This window comes from Dyadobacter ginsengisoli DSM 21015, assembly GCF_059568735.1.
Map to the genome: position 1 here is coordinate 1 of NZ_JCANTY010000012.1, position 17,483 is coordinate 17,483.

Consider the following 17,483-nt stretch of genomic DNA (forward strand, 5'->3'; position numbering starts at 1 on the left):
TGAAATAGAAGAATATTCGCATTCTATAACTGACGCTACTTTTCGAAGAAATCGTCAGGCAATACATTTCAAATTGATCCATCTGTGTTCACAAAATTTCCGAATGAAACGGGCCAGACTCTGTTTGCAATTCGCGAACAGAAAACTCAACTATAAGACATCTTGCATAAAATGATCTAGTGATTGAGTGCGACAACTTGAAATCATCAGTTATCGCACTCAATCTCATAATCAGTAATCTGCAAAAACATGACCTTCATATTCACTGTACCCTTCTAAAAACAAGTCTCTGGCGAAGGCTTCGTAGTCAAAATATTTTTCGAGCGCGGATGGTACGCCTGAAAGTAGTCCTGTTTCTTCGACGTATTGGTAGGCGTATTCATATTGTGATATGAATTCGTAGTCCAGCTTCCTGATCTCAAAGTCGTCTGCCTGGTACTTCCATTTGATGAAATCACGGGTGTGTTTCATGCAGGTCTCATAGCGCTCCAATGTGCCTGGCGCAAAATCAGCTCCGATTAAAGCGGCGATTTGATCGTTGTGCTCTCGAAAGATGGGAAGGATAGTTTTGCCGCGTTCCGTTCTGCCGAGAAGAATATTCTTGATCGCTTCTGAGGTTACTTCCTTATTTGCCTCAATCAGGGATCGCTTTGCCTCGTAAATTTTGGAGGTCAGTGTATCGAGGTAGGCGTTCAATGTCTTGGTGTCCTCCTTGTTTCCTGTCGCCCGACCACCGCTGACGCTCCACTTGGACGGATGCCAAATGCGTTTTGTAGAGATGTCCTTGGGAACGCCGTTAACCGTGACCCGGCAGTAGAGATAGCGCATTCCATCCGCTAATTCTGGTTTGGGCTTTTTCAAAAAGAAAATCAACCCGAAGCTTGTTTCTAACATAGTAAAAATGTTTAAGATGAACAAAAATCGAATTGTTACACTTGAAAGTAAAGATATTTAGTGTGTAAACATCTTTTGATCAGCCAGTTAGTCGATATGCTATGGAAGTTTTTATTAAGTTTTACCACTTCCATGATACCCTACATTTTCATTGGGATTTCTTGCATTTTTTGGTAAACCCGAAAAACGCAAAAACCCCGTTTAAAGCGTTTAAACGGGGTTTTTGAATGTTTTGACATCATGTCCTGCAGAGAGAGAGGGATTCGAACCCCCGGACCTGTTACAGTCAACGGTTTTCAAGACCGTCGCAATCGACCACTCTGCCATCTCTCTATTCGTATCGCCGTATGCGAAACATGGTGCAAAGGTACAACTAATATCGACAAGCGCAATATCTGCACTCAAATTTTCTTCATAATCCCGTCAGCTTTGCTTGATAGCGCCGCTTTTTATCCTGTACTACAAATATTTATGTCCCGATATAACCACAATATTTTTTGCAGTTTCCAGCAATCGGAATCGCTCGTCCGCACGGATTCCTACCACCCAGACGATATCTCCGCTACCATTCAGCAACACACACACAGCTTCCTTTTCAAAAAGGTTTAATTTTTTATCCACTAGTAAGTCGCTTACCTTTTTTCGCTTGCCATGCATCCCCAAAGGATAAAACTCGTCTCCTTGTTTCCATTTTCTGACTTTCAGGGGAAAGACCAGTTGATCCGCATCCAATGCGATGTTATTGGCGTCCCACGATATAGCCTCCCCTACTTTATGTTTGGACATTGCAAACCTGAATGCCCCCCATTCAAACGCCTCGTCACTGGCCTCCACAAGCGTCTCACTTTGCACAGGTCGGTCAAATTCCCGAGTCAGAATGAGATCATCCCGATCGATAAGAAGAATGTGAGTTGCTGAGTAAAATTTCTTTCCCGGTATCCCCGCAAGCGCCTTCATGATGCCCTTGACCTGTGTGTAAGAAAATCCATATCGCTGTAAAATGCTCAGCAGCCGGTATGCCGGTTCAGTTTCCTCCCGCAGGGACCGGATCGGTATCCGCATAGCATCCCGCTGTACTTCTGTTACATCAGACTTCCATTTATCCAGGTACTCGTTTAAAAGCAAATTAGCAGCCCTCAGTCGCTCAGAAGTGTGCATAAAAGTTGCTTCCAGCGAGGGGTTCAGTTGTTGGAGTACTGGAATGACATAATGCCGGATTTTGTTTCTGGCATAGTCATCAGCGCTGTTCGACCGGTCTTCACGCCATGAAAGACCGTTGTCCGAGGCATACTTTCTGATATCAGCCCTGTTGGTCATAATCAACGGCCGGATCAATCTCTGGCTAACGGGCATGATCCCGTGAAGTCCTGGTAATCCCGTGCCTCTCGTCAGGTTGAGCAACAGCGTTTCTAGCGAGTCGTTGGCGTGATGTGCCGTTGCAATCCAATAATAGCCAAACTCCTCCCTAATCTTTTCAAACCATTCATAACGCAAGTCCCGTGCTGCCATTTGGGTGGATATCGTCTCCGAAGCTACTACGCTTTGGATATCCGGATGCGTCAAGAAAAAAGGGAACCCGTAACGGTCCGCCAACTCCCTCACAAACGCTTCGTCCCCATCGGACTCCTCCCCTCTCAGGCCAAAATTGCAATGTGCAATCCCAGCCTTCAACCCCACTCTGTGAAAGAGATGTGCCATTACCACAGAGTCGATTCCGCCACTCACTGCAAGCAGGGTGGGCTGCTCTTTCAGTTCCGGCGTGTGTTGGTTAATAAAAGTTAAAAAAGAATCCAACATGAACCTGACAGGCGTATTTGATGTACTTTTGAATAAACAAGAATAGACTGATCTCTTCCATGGACCGTCAAAATCGGGGTCTTTATTCAAAGGTAAGAGAAAGAAAAGCGATATGGAGAAAAAAAATTGTACTGTAATCTGCAACCCTTTTAAACTTTTCGGCGTCATCAATATCGAAAGAAGTATATTTCATCTAACGTTCTTTGCCATACTGATTTTTTCACCTTATCTCTTCGCACAGAAGGCGTTGCCGCAGTCGCAGCCGTCCCAAAGTGAAGATCTGGTTGAGCTCCTCAAATCCGATGAACTGGAAATTATCAATCAAAATGGCGATGATTCCAGAAGGGTTACCAATGGTATTTTCAAACATAAAGGCGCCCTCCTGTACAGTAACCTTGCCATCCAGCATATCAACAGTAATATGATAGAAGCTTTTGGTAATGTTAAAATTGTTCAGGGAGACACGGTCACTGTCACGGGGGATACACTGTACTATTACGGCAATACCCGGATGGCCATTGTTAGTGGAAAAAAAACTGTCCTGAAAGACAGCAAACGAACGCTGACGACCCGTAAGATCGAATATGACATGGCCAATGGAATTGCCTATTACAAACAGCCTGGCAAAACGGTGGATGAGGAAAATGTACTGACCAGCAAGGAAGGTTTCTACAACACGGCGACCAAAGAATTTACCTACTACAAAAGTGTAAAGCTGGTCAACAAAAAGTACACACTCACAACAGACACTTTACTCTATAATTCGATCACGAAGTGGTCTTTTTTCAACGGGAAGACCAAAATTGTAAACAAAGACGGCACTGTGGTAGGCACCAAGGGACAGTACAATACGGAATCGACCCAATCTGCATTTCATACCCGGACCACTGTGGACAATGAGACGTATACGCTTACCGCAGACTCATTGGTAGTGGACGGGAAGAGCAATGACGGAAAGGGAAAAGGAAACGTAGTGATCGTAGCAAAAAAGGACCGGACCGTTCTCAACGGCGACGAAGGTTACTACTGGAAGACAAAGGGATACTCAAAAATATTCGGGCATGCCTACGTCAGAAACGTTGTTTCCGAGGACACGCTCTACATCCGGGCGGATACATTGTATTCTTACGAGAATGCGCGTGATAGCACCCGAAAACTCATCGGAGACCGCAATGTGTTTATTTACAAATCCGACTTCCAGGGAAAATGCGACTCGATCACCTACAATACTGCCGATTCTGTCATTCGGTTTTTCCGAAAGCCAATTTTGTGGAGTGACCAGCATTATCAGATGGAGGCGGATTCCATTACCGCATTTCTGGTCAGCAATGAAATCAACAGGATGCTGTTGAAAGGCAAATCGTTTGTAATCACGGAAGACACGCTGGTTAAACAGTTTAACCAGGTCAAGGGACGGACGATCAACGCGTACTTCCAAACCGGGAACAAGCTGAAACAGGTACTTGTAGATGGAAACGGAGAGAGCGCTTATTATGCGATAGACGATAAGCAGAAAAGTATCGGTCTCAACAGGGTCGAATGCGGGCGAATGAACTTGCTATTTGAAGACAACAGAGTTCAGCGTATTGCATTCATCGGGAAGCCGGATGGAAAACTCATCCCACCCTCCAAAATAAAACCCGCGGAACGACAACTCGACGGCTTTAATTGGCGGATAGCCGAAAAGCCGACCAAAGAGAAGGCAATGTGGAAAGAGAAGTAGTTTTTTGGCCGGAAGAGCCAGATGGAGTCACCCGGCATGATTTTTTGGTAGAAAAATAAAGTTATCCGTTCGTACAATATATTTTGAATATGCAATTATTTCTCTATATTTTTGTAACGGACTTTTAAGCTAAAATACATAACGCATTAGTCAAAAGTTTCCGATTTTGAAGCTATGAAAAGAACTATACATTTTTTATATATAACATTAGCCTTGACCCTGATCTTCCAGGGGTTACAGGCCCAAAGCGTGTCGGGGGGAAGTCGTCTGAACATGGTCGGCAAGAAGAAGGCCCCCGCTACACAGAATATCAAATTTTCGAATTTTTCCAATGGCATCAACTACCAGCCATTGACTTTGCAAAATCCAAAAGCGCTGAATAGATTCTACACATCTTTCCTCTTTTCCGCCGCAGGTACTAATGACAACAGTTTGCTCGTAGCAGAACCCGTAGAGAAAACAGGTGAGAGAAAATCTCCGGCCGTAGAGGCACAAACCAAAGCTGAGGAGCTTCTGTTTGTCAATGACAAAATTTCAGTCTCCAATGTTTACCCTAATCCTGCCAGCGAATACGCGGAGCTCGATTTTAGTATTTCAACTGGCCTCCGGGATGCAAAGCTGACTTTCTATAATGTGCTGGGTTCCCAAATGGCAGAATTTACTCTCAACAAGAATGATCGGAAATTGAGGGTAAACACGAGGGATATGCCTACCGGCCTCTACTTCTACCAACTTTCGGTAGACGGTAAAAAGGTGGCTACAAAAAAAATGCTTGTACGCCATCAGCAATAAGCTAACTTTTAACACTATATCAGCTACGCATTCGTTAGGGATGATGTAGCTTTTTTTATTACCTTTGCAGTTAATATGCGAAAAAACAGTCCGGCAAGCTATTTCTTGCTATTCATTGCAATCCTTGTTGTCACTTCCTGCAGTAAGTTCTCCAAGTTACAGAAAACAGGTACCGATCAGCAGAAATACGATGCTGCTATGGCCTACTATAAAAAAGGGGATTTTTACCGCTCGGGCTTGCTGTTTGAAGAATTGATTCCCTTACTGAAGGGTAGCACGGAATCTGAGTTGGCTCAATTCTACTACGCCTACACGCAATACCATCAGGGCCAGTACAATACCAGTCAGTTTCTCTTCAAGAAATTTTACGACACTTACGCACGGAGCGACTATGCGCAGGAATCCCTGTACATGCATGCGTTTTCGCTGTACAAGGATTCGTCCCCTTTCAACCTGGATCAGACGAGCACATTCACGGCCATTTCAGCCATGCAGGATTTCATCAATACTTATCCTGACAGCCCTTTCCGTGAAGAATGTACGAAATACATCCTGGAATTACGCTCCAAGCTGGAACGAAAGGCATATGAGCGTGCGCGCTTGTATCATAAAATCAGCGACTTCAATCCAATGTCACTCAAATCTGCGGTTATTTCGATTGAGAATTTTCGTAAAGATTTCCCTGACTCCAAATACAATGAGGAACTCGCTTTCCTGAAAGTCGAATCGCAATACAACCTGGCGGCAAATAGCTTTGTCGATAAACAAAAGGAACGTTTTCAGGATGTTGTGAAGTTCTATCAGGAGCTTGTTGATAAGTACCCGACGGGCAAATACAACCGGGATGCCGAAAAAATGTTCGACAACAGCCAGGAACAGATAGAGATCATCGCGAAAGCCGAAGCTGAAAGGCAAAAGCTAAAAGAAACGCAACCTGATCCGGCCAACAAACCAACCAAAGTAACAACCCCCGTTGTCAGTGAACCCAAAGGACAATAGGGCATTATAACATTGTTTTAAAACTTTAACTATATCAGACCAACATGGCAACGAATCCATCGATCATTACCCGTGATACAGATAAGATAGCGGCAGTAACAGGTAACCTGTATGAATCCGTGTCTGTCATTTCCAAAAGAGCGCGCCAGATATCCAGCAAGATGAAGGAAGAGCTTAATAACAAGCTTGCAGAATTCGCTTCGGGAGTTGATAACCTGGAAGAAGTGTTCGAAAACAGAGAGCAGATCGAAATCTCAAAATTCTACGAGCGCATGCCCAAAGCAGGAAGCATATCAATCGATGAATTTATCGAGGGAAAGACCTACCACAGCTACCGCGAAACAACCGAGGAATAGTACTAAGGTATTTCTGTAAAAGCCAGCCATTAATCGAGATTGATGGCTGGCTTTTTATTTCGCCGCAGAAAGGATTTGCCATTTGCTTTATCTCTGTAACTTTATGCTCGGTAAGAATCCTATTCTGCCTCTTTGAACACCGAAACCTCTGTAAATTGAATCTCAAAGGCAAAAAGATACTGTTAGGAGTCTCAGGGAGCATAGCTGCCTACAAATCGGCATTACTGGTAAGGCTCCTCGTTAAGGCCGAAGCCCATGTCCGGGTTGTCATGACCGAATCGGCCAGAGACTTTATTACGCCATTAACCCTCTCGACACTTTCCAAAAATCCTGTTTTATCATCATTCACAAAGAACGAGACGGGAGAATGGAATAATCACGTAGCGCTCGGACTTTGGGCCGACTTGATGATCATCGCCCCGGCAACCGCGAAAACAATCTCGAAATGTGCGACTGGCCATTGTGATGACCTTCTTACAGCCATATATCTTTCAGCGAGATGTCCGGTTTTTTTTGCACCAGCAATGGACGTCGACATGGTCGCACATCCTTCCACTAAAAGGAATATAGACACACTTGTCAGCTACGGAAACCACTTTATCGCACCCGAATATGGCGAACTCGCCAGCGGACTGATCGGTGATGGGCGGCTCGCCGAACCCGAGACGATTATTGAGGCACTCGGTTCTCATTTAGCGAAAAACCCACTGGCAGTATCCAAAAGAGTATTGATCACAGCCGGCCCCACGGTTGAGCCTATCGATCCGGTGCGCTTTATCAGCAACCGGTCGTCAGGTAAAATGGGTTATGCAATAGCCGATGCATTCGCTGCCGCGGGTGCCCGGGTAACGCTCGTTAGCGGGCCCACGCACATAACACATTCTCAGCAGGGTATCCGGAAGGTCGATGTAGAAAGTGCGCACCAGATGTACGAAACAACCAGGGAGCTTTTCGACCAAAGTGATCTGATTATATTCGCAGCTGCCGTTGCGGACTATACGCCCACTCACGTAGCTGAGCAAAAGATCAAAAAACAGGGAGAAACCATGTCCCTGGACCTTTCGAAAACAACCGATATAGCCGGAAAGCTTGGAATACAAAAAAAAAACGGTCAAATCGTCATCGGCTTTGCGTTGGAAACAGAAAATGAACTGGTCCATGCCCGCGATAAACTGCAGCGGAAAAATTTTGACTATGTCGTTTTGAACTCACTCAATGATTCAGGCGCGGGTTTTGCACACGATACCAACAAAATAACCGTTATTGGAAAAGACGGAAACGTTCAACATTTCGACCTCAAATCAAAGACGGAAGTCGCGCAAGACATCCTCAATATTATACTAGCCAGATGGAGCGAAGCATAAAACAAATACTGAACCTGACCGCCTCTCTCCTGTTTGCGGTCGCGGCGCAACACGTCTGTGCGCAGGAATTTCAATTCACAGTGAATGTCAATTACGAGCAACTGGTGGCCCAACAAAAGACTGACCCTCAGTCGATGAGCCAGTTACAAACGTATATGAGCGACTTTCTCAACAACACCCGCTGGACCAATGATCAGTTCAATAAAGAGGAAAAGATCAAATGCAAATTGAATGTAAACCTCACCCGGTCCCTGGCCCAGGGGAGCTATGAGGGAAATGCCCAGCTGATCATATCCAGACCCGTTTATAATTCCGTTTATGAGACGGTCCTTTTCACCTATGTCGATAAGAATTTCACATTTACATATCTTCCCAGCACGCAGCTTTATTTCAACGAAAACAGCTATACGGAGGAGCTCCCCTATATTCTCGCATTCTATGCAAACATTGCATTGATCTTTGACTACGATTCTTTCAGTAAAATGGGCGGTTCACCCTACGTTCAGAAAGCATTCAATCTGGTTAACCAGGCACGAAACTCGTCCCCGAACAAAAAGGGATGGGATTCAAATGGAGATTCAAAAAACAGGTACTGGCTGATTGAAAACCTGATGAGCCAGCAATTCACGCCGTTCAGGGAAGGCATTTACAAGTATTACCGGCAGGGCCTTGATGTTGCCACCCAAAACCCCGCAGAAACCCGGAGTAAGGTCCTGGAATTTCTGACCACTGTGAAAGAAGTAAATCAGTTACGACCAGCCAGTGTAGTCATCAATTCGTTCTTTGACGTAAAATCAGACGAACTTTATAAGATAATGATCGAGGGTTTACCGGGAGAAAGAGCACAGGCATATTCTTTGCTGGTCAATCTGGACCCTTCGAAAACACAACTTTATCAACGGCTATCCATGTAGCTGCATCACCAAATTGAATGAGTAAACGATTAATACGTATAAAACCCGCCGAACTGATTACCGCGATGAGCGGATTACAAAAATTTTCCATTAACGCCGTGCTGTCTGACGGGAATACTCTTTTTGGCAAAGTGAACTCCATTAGCAGCGATCATTTCACACTGAAAGACACCCGTGATCATTTGCATCTCGTGAAATTCAGAGATGTTTATGAGATTGTATACGACGACGTTCAAAATTCCGCTTCGAAATAGCCAATCAGTCATACAATAATCGGATTGCCTGTCGCCAGATTTCCTAATTGGGAAGATCATAACTATATTCGTATCGGAGACAAACCATGATTCCCTTCATTCCAGCCCGATTACAATATCTCCGGTAATCTGCTGCCTGAATTAGATATGCTCTCTAATTTACTTATCAAAAACTACGCGCTGATAAAGCACCTTGAAATGTCGCCAGATCCAGGTCTGAACATCATTACCGGTGAGACAGGAGCAGGGAAATCCATCATGCTGGGGGCGATTGGCCTTCTCCTGGGTAACCGGGCCGACGCAAAGTCATTGTATGACGCCAACGAAAAATGTGTCATCGAAGGTAGTTTCAACCTGAAGGGCTACGATCTTGCGCCCAATTTTGAGGATGAGAATCTGGATTTTTCCGACGAATGCATTATCCGCCGTGAAATTTCTGCTGCCGGCAAATCGAGGGCATTCATCAACGATACGCCCGTCAATCTGGACACCCTGCGAAAAATCGGAACGCAAATGCTGGATATCCATTCGCAACATGATTCGATTCTGCTAGGAAATAATGAATTTCAGTTGCAGGTAGTCGATTCATTTGCAGAAAACGGAGGATTGCTCAAATCTTATCAAGGCGATTTTAACGCCTACCGCGAAGCTGCAAAAACACTGGAAGAACTAAAAAGAAGAGCGCACCAGTTACGTAAGGAGTTTGACTACGATCAATTCCTCTTTCAGGAACTGAACAATGCGGCTTTAAAAGCGGAGGAACAGGAGAAACTGGAGCAAGAGCTCACTATCCTCGAAAATGCCGTTGAGATTAAGGAAAAATTGCAACTCGCCCATGCCTATCTCGACAATCCTGAAAATTCAGTACTGGATCTCCTAAAAAACACGGTAGCGTCCCTTACCCAGGCATCAAGACTCGTTACTGACTACGATATTCTGCGACAGCGAGCCCAAAGCGCACTTATCGAGCTGAGAGATCTTGCCGACGAAATTGATCAGGTAAATGGCAATGTAGAACTCGATTCAAACAGAACGGAGATTGTTCAGGAGCGTCTCGACCTGATCTATTCCCTGCTTAAAAAGCACCAGGTGTCGGCTATTGGCGAACTCCTGGCCTTAGAGGAGCAGCTTCAGACCAAACTGAACGCGGTCATGAACCTGGATGAGGATCTTGCTTCCGCGGAAAAGAAGCTTGTTCAGACCAAAGAGAAAATGCTCGCCACGGCTAAAAGTCTGTCAGACAAGCGCCAAAAGGTGACAAAGGCGATTGAAAAATTAATTCTCGACCGTCTGGCTGAACTCGGAATACCCAATGCGTCGTTAAGTATTCAGATTGTTGAAATAGCTCCCTCCCCTACCGGGATCGATTCGGTTACATTTCTGTTTAGCGGCAACAAAGGCATTGTACCGCAGGAATTGAGACTGGTGGCTTCCGGGGGTGAATTTTCCCGCCTCATGATGGTGATCAAATATATTCTTGCAGACAAAAGAAAACTTCCCACGATCATTTTTGACGAAATTGATACGGGTGTGTCGGGAGAAATTGCCAAGAAAATGGGGAAAATGATGCAAAATATGGCTGTCAATCACCAGATTATTGCCATCACCCACCTGCACCAGATCGCCAGCAGCGGAGATGCTCATTATTTTGTTTACAAAGACCACTCGTCTGACAAAACCGTCAGCAGGATCAAAAAACTTACAATCGACGAACGTGTTCAGGAAATCGCACAGATGATCGGCGGACACAATCCTTCGGAAGCAGTCCTTCATAATGCACGTGAAATGATATTGAAGGACTAGCCAAAAGATACTACTCAATTTAACCCTGTTCACAACTATGAAGCATTTTACCCTCCTATCAGCAATCCTCATGCTTTGCATTGCATGCGGTAAGGATAAAGACCAGGAAAAGCTCTCAAATCTTGAAACCGAAGTATTGGCCATTCACGACGAGGTAATGCCCAAAGGCGGGGATATCATGAGCCTTAAAACGGAGCTTTCTAAAAAAATACAAGGCATCGACAGTCTTCAGAATGTCGGTGTCAGCAGCAATACGTTGGCAGAGCAGCGGATAAAAGCCGTTGATCTTAACCAGAAGCTCACGGAATCGGACAAGTTGATGATGGACTGGATGCACGAGTATCGTGGTGATTCAGCCAAAAAATTGGAACCTCAGGCTGCCATTCAATATTTTGAAAAAGAAAAAGATAAGATTCTCCTCGTGAAGCAGGCCACCCTGAAAGCGATTCAGGAGGCTAAGACGTTTTTAGAATAATCCATTTATGAACTCGAATTTCAAATCTATTCTGTTGAGCTCACTATTTGTTTCCACTTGCATTGCGGCCTTGACAGCCTGCGATAATGGAGACAAAAAGTTACCTATCCTGGGAGAGCGTGACTGGGTAAAAAAAACTGTTGACGGTAAGGAAATAGTAGATACCATCTATAATAAGATTCCTCCGTTTGCATTTGTCAATCAATACGGCGACACCGTTACCGAAAAGGCCGTGGAAAATAAAATCTACATCACTGATTTCTTTTTCACAACCTGTCCTACCATATGCCCGGTCATGAAGCGACAAATGGCGAAGGTATACCAGGCCTACAAGGGAAATCCTGACGTAATGATCCTGTCGCACTCGATCGATCCCGAGCATGATACGCCCGAGGTACTGAACAAATTTGCCAAGGACCTGGGTGTAGATGGTACCCAGTGGCAGTTCCTGACTGGTGATAAGCAAAGAATTTACGAAATCGGGCAAAAGAATTATATGTCCACAGCGAAGGAAGATACAACTGTGCAGGGAGGTTATATCCACAGTGGAGCGTTCATTTTAGTGGACAAGGACAAACACGTCAGAGGAATGTATGACGGAACCACTGAAGAAGGGACAAAGAAATTGCTCAACGATATAGAGCGGCTGCTGGCTGAGTACAAAAAATGAAGGTATCCCTAATCCCACACGCTGTGAAAGCTGTTATCGTGGCTTTCACAGCATTCATTGTCGTTTCTTGTCAGAGTTCTGAGGAATTAAAAAGTGAACAATATTTTGTAGAGGGCCAGCAGTTGTACATTACGCATTGTTCTAACTGCCATCAAACTGACGGGAAAGGGATGTCGGCCCTATACCCTCCCATTGCCGGATCTTCGGTCGTAGCTGACAAAGCGCGTATGGCATGCATTATCCTGAACGGAATGCGTGATACGATCATCGTCAACGGAAAACAATTCAATCGTCCAATGCCCGCAAACCCCAAGCTTACGGAAATAGAGATTGCCGAAATCGTCAGCTTCGTATCAATGAAATGGGGCAAAGACAGCACCTACACACCAATCGACTTTGTACACCGGGCGCTGAGTGGCTGCAAAGTCGACTAGGGGCCGGTAAATTTGTAGATACCAGTAGCCTTCCGGAATTTGATCCGGCTGAAATCCTGCTCGGCATCCATACCAATCGCGTTGGTTATCTCAGATGTACGCTTGTTGATGACCGCCAACGGTTTATCGGTAAAAACCTTGCGCGTGCCCGGACTCCAGCTCAATTCGGAGGTTGTCAGTATCTCATGTGTTTCGGACTTAACCACCCGGACATTCCCTTTCACAATGTACACATCGGCATTACGGTCATATCTTCCGGAATCTGATCGCAATGTAGTAACGACCGTTCCCAAGGTATCGAAGAAGCTGATATTGATGGAATCCGGGAAAACCCGTGTCTCGTTCTGATAGGTCAGCGACTGAGGGGTTTTTACAAACACCTTCATTTTTCCTTGCTCGCTGTATTTTACTCCCAGATTGTTTACAATTTCAAACGGGCCGTTATATACGGCACCAATCTTGTCTTTTTTTGTCTCACAAGACCAAAGTAGCAGCATCACCATCGCTAGAATGCAAAAAGGAGATAAATTTCTATTATCTCCTTTTCTCGATCTCATATGGATATTATCGTTGGTCATACGATCTGAATATCAATCGATCTTCTGTTTCTGGAACCACTTTTCCAACAATGTGATCCCAAGCACCACACGCCCGTAACGTTCGCGGATCGCTCCACCTGAATTGGTACCGCGCTGCCCGCCTACCAATGCCACAGAAAGGAAATTCGAATAACCGCGCCCCATAGGAAACGTAAATCCGAGGCTCACATTGGTATCATTGATGTCTACCTTATCGACCGTGTATGGGGTTTTACCGTGACTAAACCCGATCCGGTACCGAACCAGGTCAAAATAGTTCAATGATGTAAAGCGAGGAAGATATTCCAAACCAACATGAATACGGTTTACATCATTCAGGTTGTCGCTGGACTTATCAAAGTTCCGGTATTTGGACCAGGTTTGATGACTGTAATCGACCGACAGGACCATTTTGAGCGGCCATTCCAGACTTGCTCCTACCTGAAATTGCTCTGGTACTTTCATGGAGCCAGCCAGGTTATTTTCGAGCGTATCGGGGAGCGCGACGGGGTAAGAACCTTGCGTCAGCTCAAACGAGGTCGTCTTTGTTGCATTAATCGAAGTGCTGAAACTGTATGTTCCTCCCAGGTTCAGGTTCAGTTTGTTGTCTTTTTTCAAAGGAATCCGTGCTGCCGCTCCTGCCCTGAATGCAATATCTGAATAAGTGTTGCGGTCGTTCAGACTTACTACATAATCGGCTGGAAGGTTGCTGACGAGGAGAGAGACATCCGACGATCTGCGTACGTTTCCGAAGAAATAGCTGCTTTCCAAACCAAGACTTACATATCTGCCGATCTGGAAAGAGTTGGTCAACGATGCTTTGTTAACACCGCCTTTACCCGAAACGGTATATTCCGCGATAGCTTGCGATCCGGTTACAGTTCTTGTGAAGCTATTTTGATAGTCGATAAAACTGTAAGGCTTTAAGTTAATACCAATCACCCACTTCGTCGATACCGGAAACGATAGCGACAAGTAGGCCAGGTTTCCCCCGGCGTTGCCCTGATTACGGTTTCCCGATCTGATATCTTTATATTGCCCGACCAGGCCCACATCGAGGGTTGTGAAACGGTTTCGTACCCAGAGTGCAGGATTCAGATTGTTGACCTGAAACCCTCCTCCGGTGCTTACCCCGGCCCCTCCCATTCCAGTATTGTCGGAATATGCATCTCCGTAAAACTCTCCCATTCCCAGGGATGAATACGGAGAATTGCCCAATCCTTGTGCTTTCAGCTTTGTTGTAAGAGCTGTACAACTCCAACCGAGTGTAATGGCAAGCGTGATTATTCCTATTCTACTGTAAAGAGACATTATATATTAAAATTCTGTTCAATCCTATTAAAACCAGTTCCGGCACCGCAAAGATGGGTGGTTTCAGGCTACTTTCAAAAAAAGCCGCATCCCCACCACATAATACTACGCGCAAAGAGGGGTATTTGTGTCGGTATCGTTCAATAATTCCTTCAATTTCAGCAAGAGTACCATTCATAACGCCACTTTGCATAGCCTGCCGGGTACTTTTTCCGATCAAATCCGGTCCTTGCTCAGGTTCGAAAAGGGGAAGTCTTTTAGTAAACGTATGCATTGCGTTAAATCGCATCCGCACACCGGGAGAAATTAAGCCCCCCTGAAACACCGCATTGCAGTCGATAAGGTCATAGGTAATGCAGGTCCCCATATCAATCACCAGCAAATCCTCAGACGGATAAAGGTGGTTTGCTCCCGCGGCCGCAGCGATGCGGTCGGCACCCAGTGTTTGTGGTGTATCATAATTCTTACCGATGGGAAGCGGTGTATCAGGAGTCAGCGCAATAATATTCAGCGACTCACCTAGTGCCTCTTGAAATTCCTCGCGGGTTCGGCTGACCGACGAGTAAAGCAGACAGGCAGGCTCGGTTTCTCTGATATTCCGGATCAGTTCCGGGAATTCCAGATGCGTCGTATAGCGTATAAGTTTTTCCCCATCGAACCATCCGATTTTCGAGTAGGTATTCCCGGAATCAACAACAATATTCATAGTTCTTTCAAAATTCCGATTTTCCGGTCACAAAAACTAACCGTATTGCGGGCCGCCACCTGGCTTTAAGTCATTGATACAATGGTTCTATCACTTTTTTTGGCGCAAACAAACTGACAAAATACGTTTGGCACGGTTTTTACGTTAAACATTTGGAAATTAAACCAGATATGATTACCTTCGTCCATCTAAGTCAGTATCGACTTATAAATCCAAAATCCATCTCGCGGTAACTTCCAATCCCACGTTATCGAGATTAAAAAATCTTGCAGATTTATTGTCCATACTTCTTTTGTGTCAGTTGCAATTTTTCAGATTTGATCCATCAAAGTTTTGCAGTTAGTAAAGTCTTTCGCGCGGGCTTCTACAACAAATGCTTATCACCATATCAATGACCATCACGTGACCTTCGGGACATATCGTCCGGTTTATATTCAATTTAAATTCACAACCTTATTGTCCAATTGGTAAAGTGACCCTTTACTTTCCATTTTCTGTATGCCTACAATTGATGATTTAAACATTAAGCTTTTATCAGAGCTACGAGAAATAGCGGGTGCTCTGGGAATACCCGATCATGCCAAACTTCCCAAAAAAGAACTGATCAACCGGATCGTATCCCTGCAGCAAACAGCTGCGCCTGTTGCTGAGCCCGCTCTGGCGGAGATTGCATTAGCGGAAACCTCCTCTCTTGAACCCTCGGAAGCCAAGAAAAAACGTGCCAGAAGGCCCGTTGAGCCGACACCCGTAGCAGTCAACAAAGGTGGGAACAACCGTCCGGCCAGGAATAAAAAAGATAATATCCAGCTTGTTGCTTCACCTGCTCCGTTGTTCGACACCCCTGCCCGTGCAGAGTTTCCCAAGCGGACGGAAGAACGGCCCAAAAATATAGATACTTCCCTGGAAATCGACGAGGACAACGATACGCTCAACGATCTGGGGAGAGAAGAAGCTGCGGAACCGCAGGAATCCGTTGCTGAACCGGAAATCGTTGCTGAGATTCAGGAGGAAAAAACCACCGCTGATGAACAGGATTCCGAAACTCCGACCCGTGAAGAACGCCCCGCACGTCCGCAGAATGAGGTACAGGAGCGTCAGGCGCAGCCTCAGCAACCACGTGAGGACCCTTCTTCCAAAATCAAACGCAACTACAACAATTATGTACGGGAATTCGATGGCCTGATCGTCAACGAAGGGGTACTTGAAATCATGCAGGACGGAGGATATGGATTCCTGCGCTCAGCAGATTATAATTACCTTGCCAGCCCGGATGATATTTATGTATCACCTTCGCAAATCAAACTGTTCGGCCTCAAAACCGGTGACACTGTAAAAGGGCAGATCCGTCCGCCGAAAGAAGGAGAGAAATATTTTGCGCTTTTAAGAGTAGAAACCGTCAATGGTAAAACTACAGAAGAAATCAGGGACAGGATTCCGTTTGAATACCTTACTCCGCTTTTCCCTGAGGAATGTCTTAAACTGAGCTCTCGTCCGGATCAGTATTCGACCCGGATCCTCGACCTTTTCGCACCTATCGGAAAAGGTCAGCGCGGAATGATCGTAGCGCAGCCTAAAACTGGTAAGACAGTCCTGCTCAAAGAAATTGCAAACGCAATTACCCGTAACCACCCCGAAGTATTCCTGCTGATCCTGCTGATAGACGAACGCCCTGAAGAGGTAACGGATATGCAGCGGAGCGTGCGTGCGGAAGTGATTGCCTCGACGTTCGACGAACAGGCAGACCGCCACGTGAAAGTTGCCAGCATTGTCCTTGAAAAAGCAAAAAGGATGGTTGAATGCGGTCACGATGTGGTAATCCTGCTGGATTCCATAACGCGTCTTGCACGCGCTTACAATACCGTGGTTCCATCATCCGGCAAGATACTTTCCGGTGGTGTGGATGCCAATGCATTGCACAAACCCAAACGCTTTTTCGGAGCTGCGCGTAATGTCGAAAATGGCGGTTCTCTGACCATTATTGCCACTGCGTTGATAGACACCGGTTCAAAAATGGATGAGGTGATCTTCGAAGAATTCAAAGGTACCGGTAACATGGAATTACAACTGGATAGAAAGCTGTCCAACAAGCGTGTTTTCCCTGCTATTGATGTAATGGCATCCGGAACGCGTCGTGAAGACCTGCTGCTGGATAAGGAAACCCTGAAAAAAGTATGGATTCTTCGCAAGCACATGTCAGACATGAACGCCATGGAATCGATGGACTTCCTGCTGGAACATATGAAAGGGACAAGGAACAACGAAGAGTTCCTGATCTCCATGAACCGATAAGTAAAAAAGCCCGGCCAAATGTTCCGGGCTTTTTCATGAGCCAACCTTCCCTATTGCATCTTGTCTGGCGGAACGTTATTTTTAGACAACAAACCCAACTTCCCACCGTCAAACACACGTTCTC

Annotated in this window: 17 protein-coding genes and 1 tRNA gene; 12 read left to right on the forward strand and 6 right to left on the reverse strand. The window is 45.5% G+C overall.

Going from position 1 to position 17,483, the window contains the following annotated elements:
* Positions 1–231: 231 nt before the first annotated feature.
* The 3 genes from BP71_RS33650 to tilS all read right to left on the reverse strand — a co-directional run bounded on the left by BP71_RS33650 (position 232) and on the right by tilS (position 2,691).
* Positions 232–894, reverse strand: coding sequence for an antirestriction protein ArdA (locus BP71_RS33650; protein ID WP_496386063.1), 663 nt, complete (start codon positions 892–894; stop codon positions 232–234).
* Positions 895–1,142: 248 nt separating this feature from the next.
* Positions 1,143–1,227, reverse strand: a tRNA-Ser gene (locus BP71_RS33655).
* A 126-nt stretch (positions 1,228–1,353) separates the two neighbouring features.
* Entirely contained in the window at positions 1,354–2,691 is a 1,338-nt protein-coding gene (gene tilS, locus BP71_RS33660) for a tRNA lysidine(34) synthetase TilS (RefSeq protein WP_496386065.1), read from the reverse strand.
* A gap of 112 nt (positions 2,692–2,803) precedes the next feature.
* Between tilS and BP71_RS33665 the strand changes: the two genes are divergently transcribed.
* The 11 genes from BP71_RS33665 to BP71_RS33715 all read left to right on the forward strand — a co-directional run bounded on the left by BP71_RS33665 (position 2,804) and on the right by BP71_RS33715 (position 12,475).
* Positions 2,804–4,414, forward strand: coding sequence for an OstA-like protein (locus BP71_RS33665; RefSeq protein WP_496386066.1), 1,611 nt, complete (start codon positions 2,804–2,806; stop codon positions 4,412–4,414).
* Positions 4,415–4,588: 174 nt separating this feature from the next.
* On the forward strand, positions 4,589–5,206 hold the full coding sequence (locus tag BP71_RS33670; RefSeq protein WP_496386067.1) for a T9SS type A sorting domain-containing protein: 618 nt from the start codon (positions 4,589–4,591) through the stop codon (positions 5,204–5,206).
* A 75-nt stretch (positions 5,207–5,281) separates the two neighbouring features.
* The gene (locus BP71_RS33675; RefSeq protein WP_496386068.1) at positions 5,282–6,205 is read left to right on the forward strand and encodes an outer membrane protein assembly factor BamD; all 924 of its coding nucleotides are present in this window, start codon (positions 5,282–5,284) and stop codon (positions 6,203–6,205) included.
* Between the two features lie 44 nt (positions 6,206–6,249).
* The gene (locus tag BP71_RS33680) at positions 6,250–6,561 is read left to right on the forward strand and encodes a DNA-directed RNA polymerase subunit omega (RefSeq protein WP_295933423.1); all 312 of its coding nucleotides are present in this window, start codon (positions 6,250–6,252) and stop codon (positions 6,559–6,561) included.
* Positions 6,562–6,716: 155 nt separating this feature from the next.
* Entirely contained in the window at positions 6,717–7,925 is a 1,209-nt protein-coding gene (coaBC, locus tag BP71_RS33685) for a bifunctional phosphopantothenoylcysteine decarboxylase/phosphopantothenate--cysteine ligase CoaBC (RefSeq protein ID WP_496386070.1), read from the forward strand.
* Positions 7,910–8,839: a type IX secretion system protein PorD gene (porD, locus tag BP71_RS33690; RefSeq protein WP_496386071.1), complete on the forward strand. Its 930-nt coding sequence runs from the start codon at positions 7,910–7,912 to the stop codon at positions 8,837–8,839. The genes coaBC and porD overlap by 16 nt, the downstream gene beginning before the upstream one ends.
* 17 nt (positions 8,840–8,856) lie before the next feature.
* Positions 8,857–9,093: a hypothetical protein gene (locus BP71_RS33695; protein ID WP_496386072.1), complete on the forward strand. Its 237-nt coding sequence runs from the start codon at positions 8,857–8,859 to the stop codon at positions 9,091–9,093.
* 147 nt (positions 9,094–9,240) lie between these two features.
* Entirely contained in the window at positions 9,241–10,896 is a 1,656-nt protein-coding gene (gene recN, locus BP71_RS33700) for a DNA repair protein RecN (protein ID WP_496386073.1), read from the forward strand.
* A 37-nt stretch (positions 10,897–10,933) separates the two neighbouring features.
* Positions 10,934–11,371, forward strand: coding sequence for a viral A-type inclusion protein (locus tag BP71_RS33705; protein WP_496386074.1), 438 nt, complete (start codon positions 10,934–10,936; stop codon positions 11,369–11,371).
* Between the two features lie 7 nt (positions 11,372–11,378).
* A complete protein-coding gene (locus BP71_RS33710) occupies positions 11,379–12,041 on the forward strand; it encodes an SCO family protein (protein ID WP_496386075.1) in 663 nt (220 codons plus the stop codon).
* A gap of 23 nt (positions 12,042–12,064) precedes the next feature.
* On the forward strand, positions 12,065–12,475 hold the full coding sequence (locus BP71_RS33715; protein ID WP_496386076.1) for a c-type cytochrome: 411 nt from the start codon (positions 12,065–12,067) through the stop codon (positions 12,473–12,475).
* Here the strand turns inward: BP71_RS33715 and lptC are convergent.
* The 3 genes from lptC to BP71_RS33730 are packed head-to-tail and all read right to left on the reverse strand — an operon-like array spanning position 12,472 to position 15,070.
* Positions 12,472–13,032, reverse strand: a complete 561-nt coding sequence (gene lptC / locus BP71_RS33720) for an LPS export ABC transporter periplasmic protein LptC (protein WP_496386077.1) — start codon at positions 13,030–13,032, stop codon at positions 12,472–12,474. The two genes, BP71_RS33715 and lptC, sit on opposite strands and share 4 nt — an antisense overlap.
* A gap of 33 nt (positions 13,033–13,065) precedes the next feature.
* Positions 13,066–14,364, reverse strand: coding sequence for a BamG family beta-barrel-assembly machinery protein (gene bamG / locus BP71_RS33725; protein ID WP_496386078.1), 1,299 nt, complete (start codon positions 14,362–14,364; stop codon positions 13,066–13,068).
* On the reverse strand, positions 14,348–15,070 hold the full coding sequence (locus BP71_RS33730) for a type III pantothenate kinase (protein ID WP_496386079.1): 723 nt from the start codon (positions 15,068–15,070) through the stop codon (positions 14,348–14,350). Before BP71_RS33730 ends, bamG begins: the two co-directional genes overlap by 17 nt.
* 498 nt (positions 15,071–15,568) lie before the next feature.
* Here BP71_RS33730 and rho point away from each other — a divergent pair, with 498 nt between their 5' ends.
* The gene (gene rho / locus BP71_RS33735; protein WP_496386080.1) at positions 15,569–17,359 is read left to right on the forward strand and encodes a transcription termination factor Rho; all 1,791 of its coding nucleotides are present in this window, start codon (positions 15,569–15,571) and stop codon (positions 17,357–17,359) included.
* Positions 17,360–17,483 lie beyond the last annotated feature (124 nt).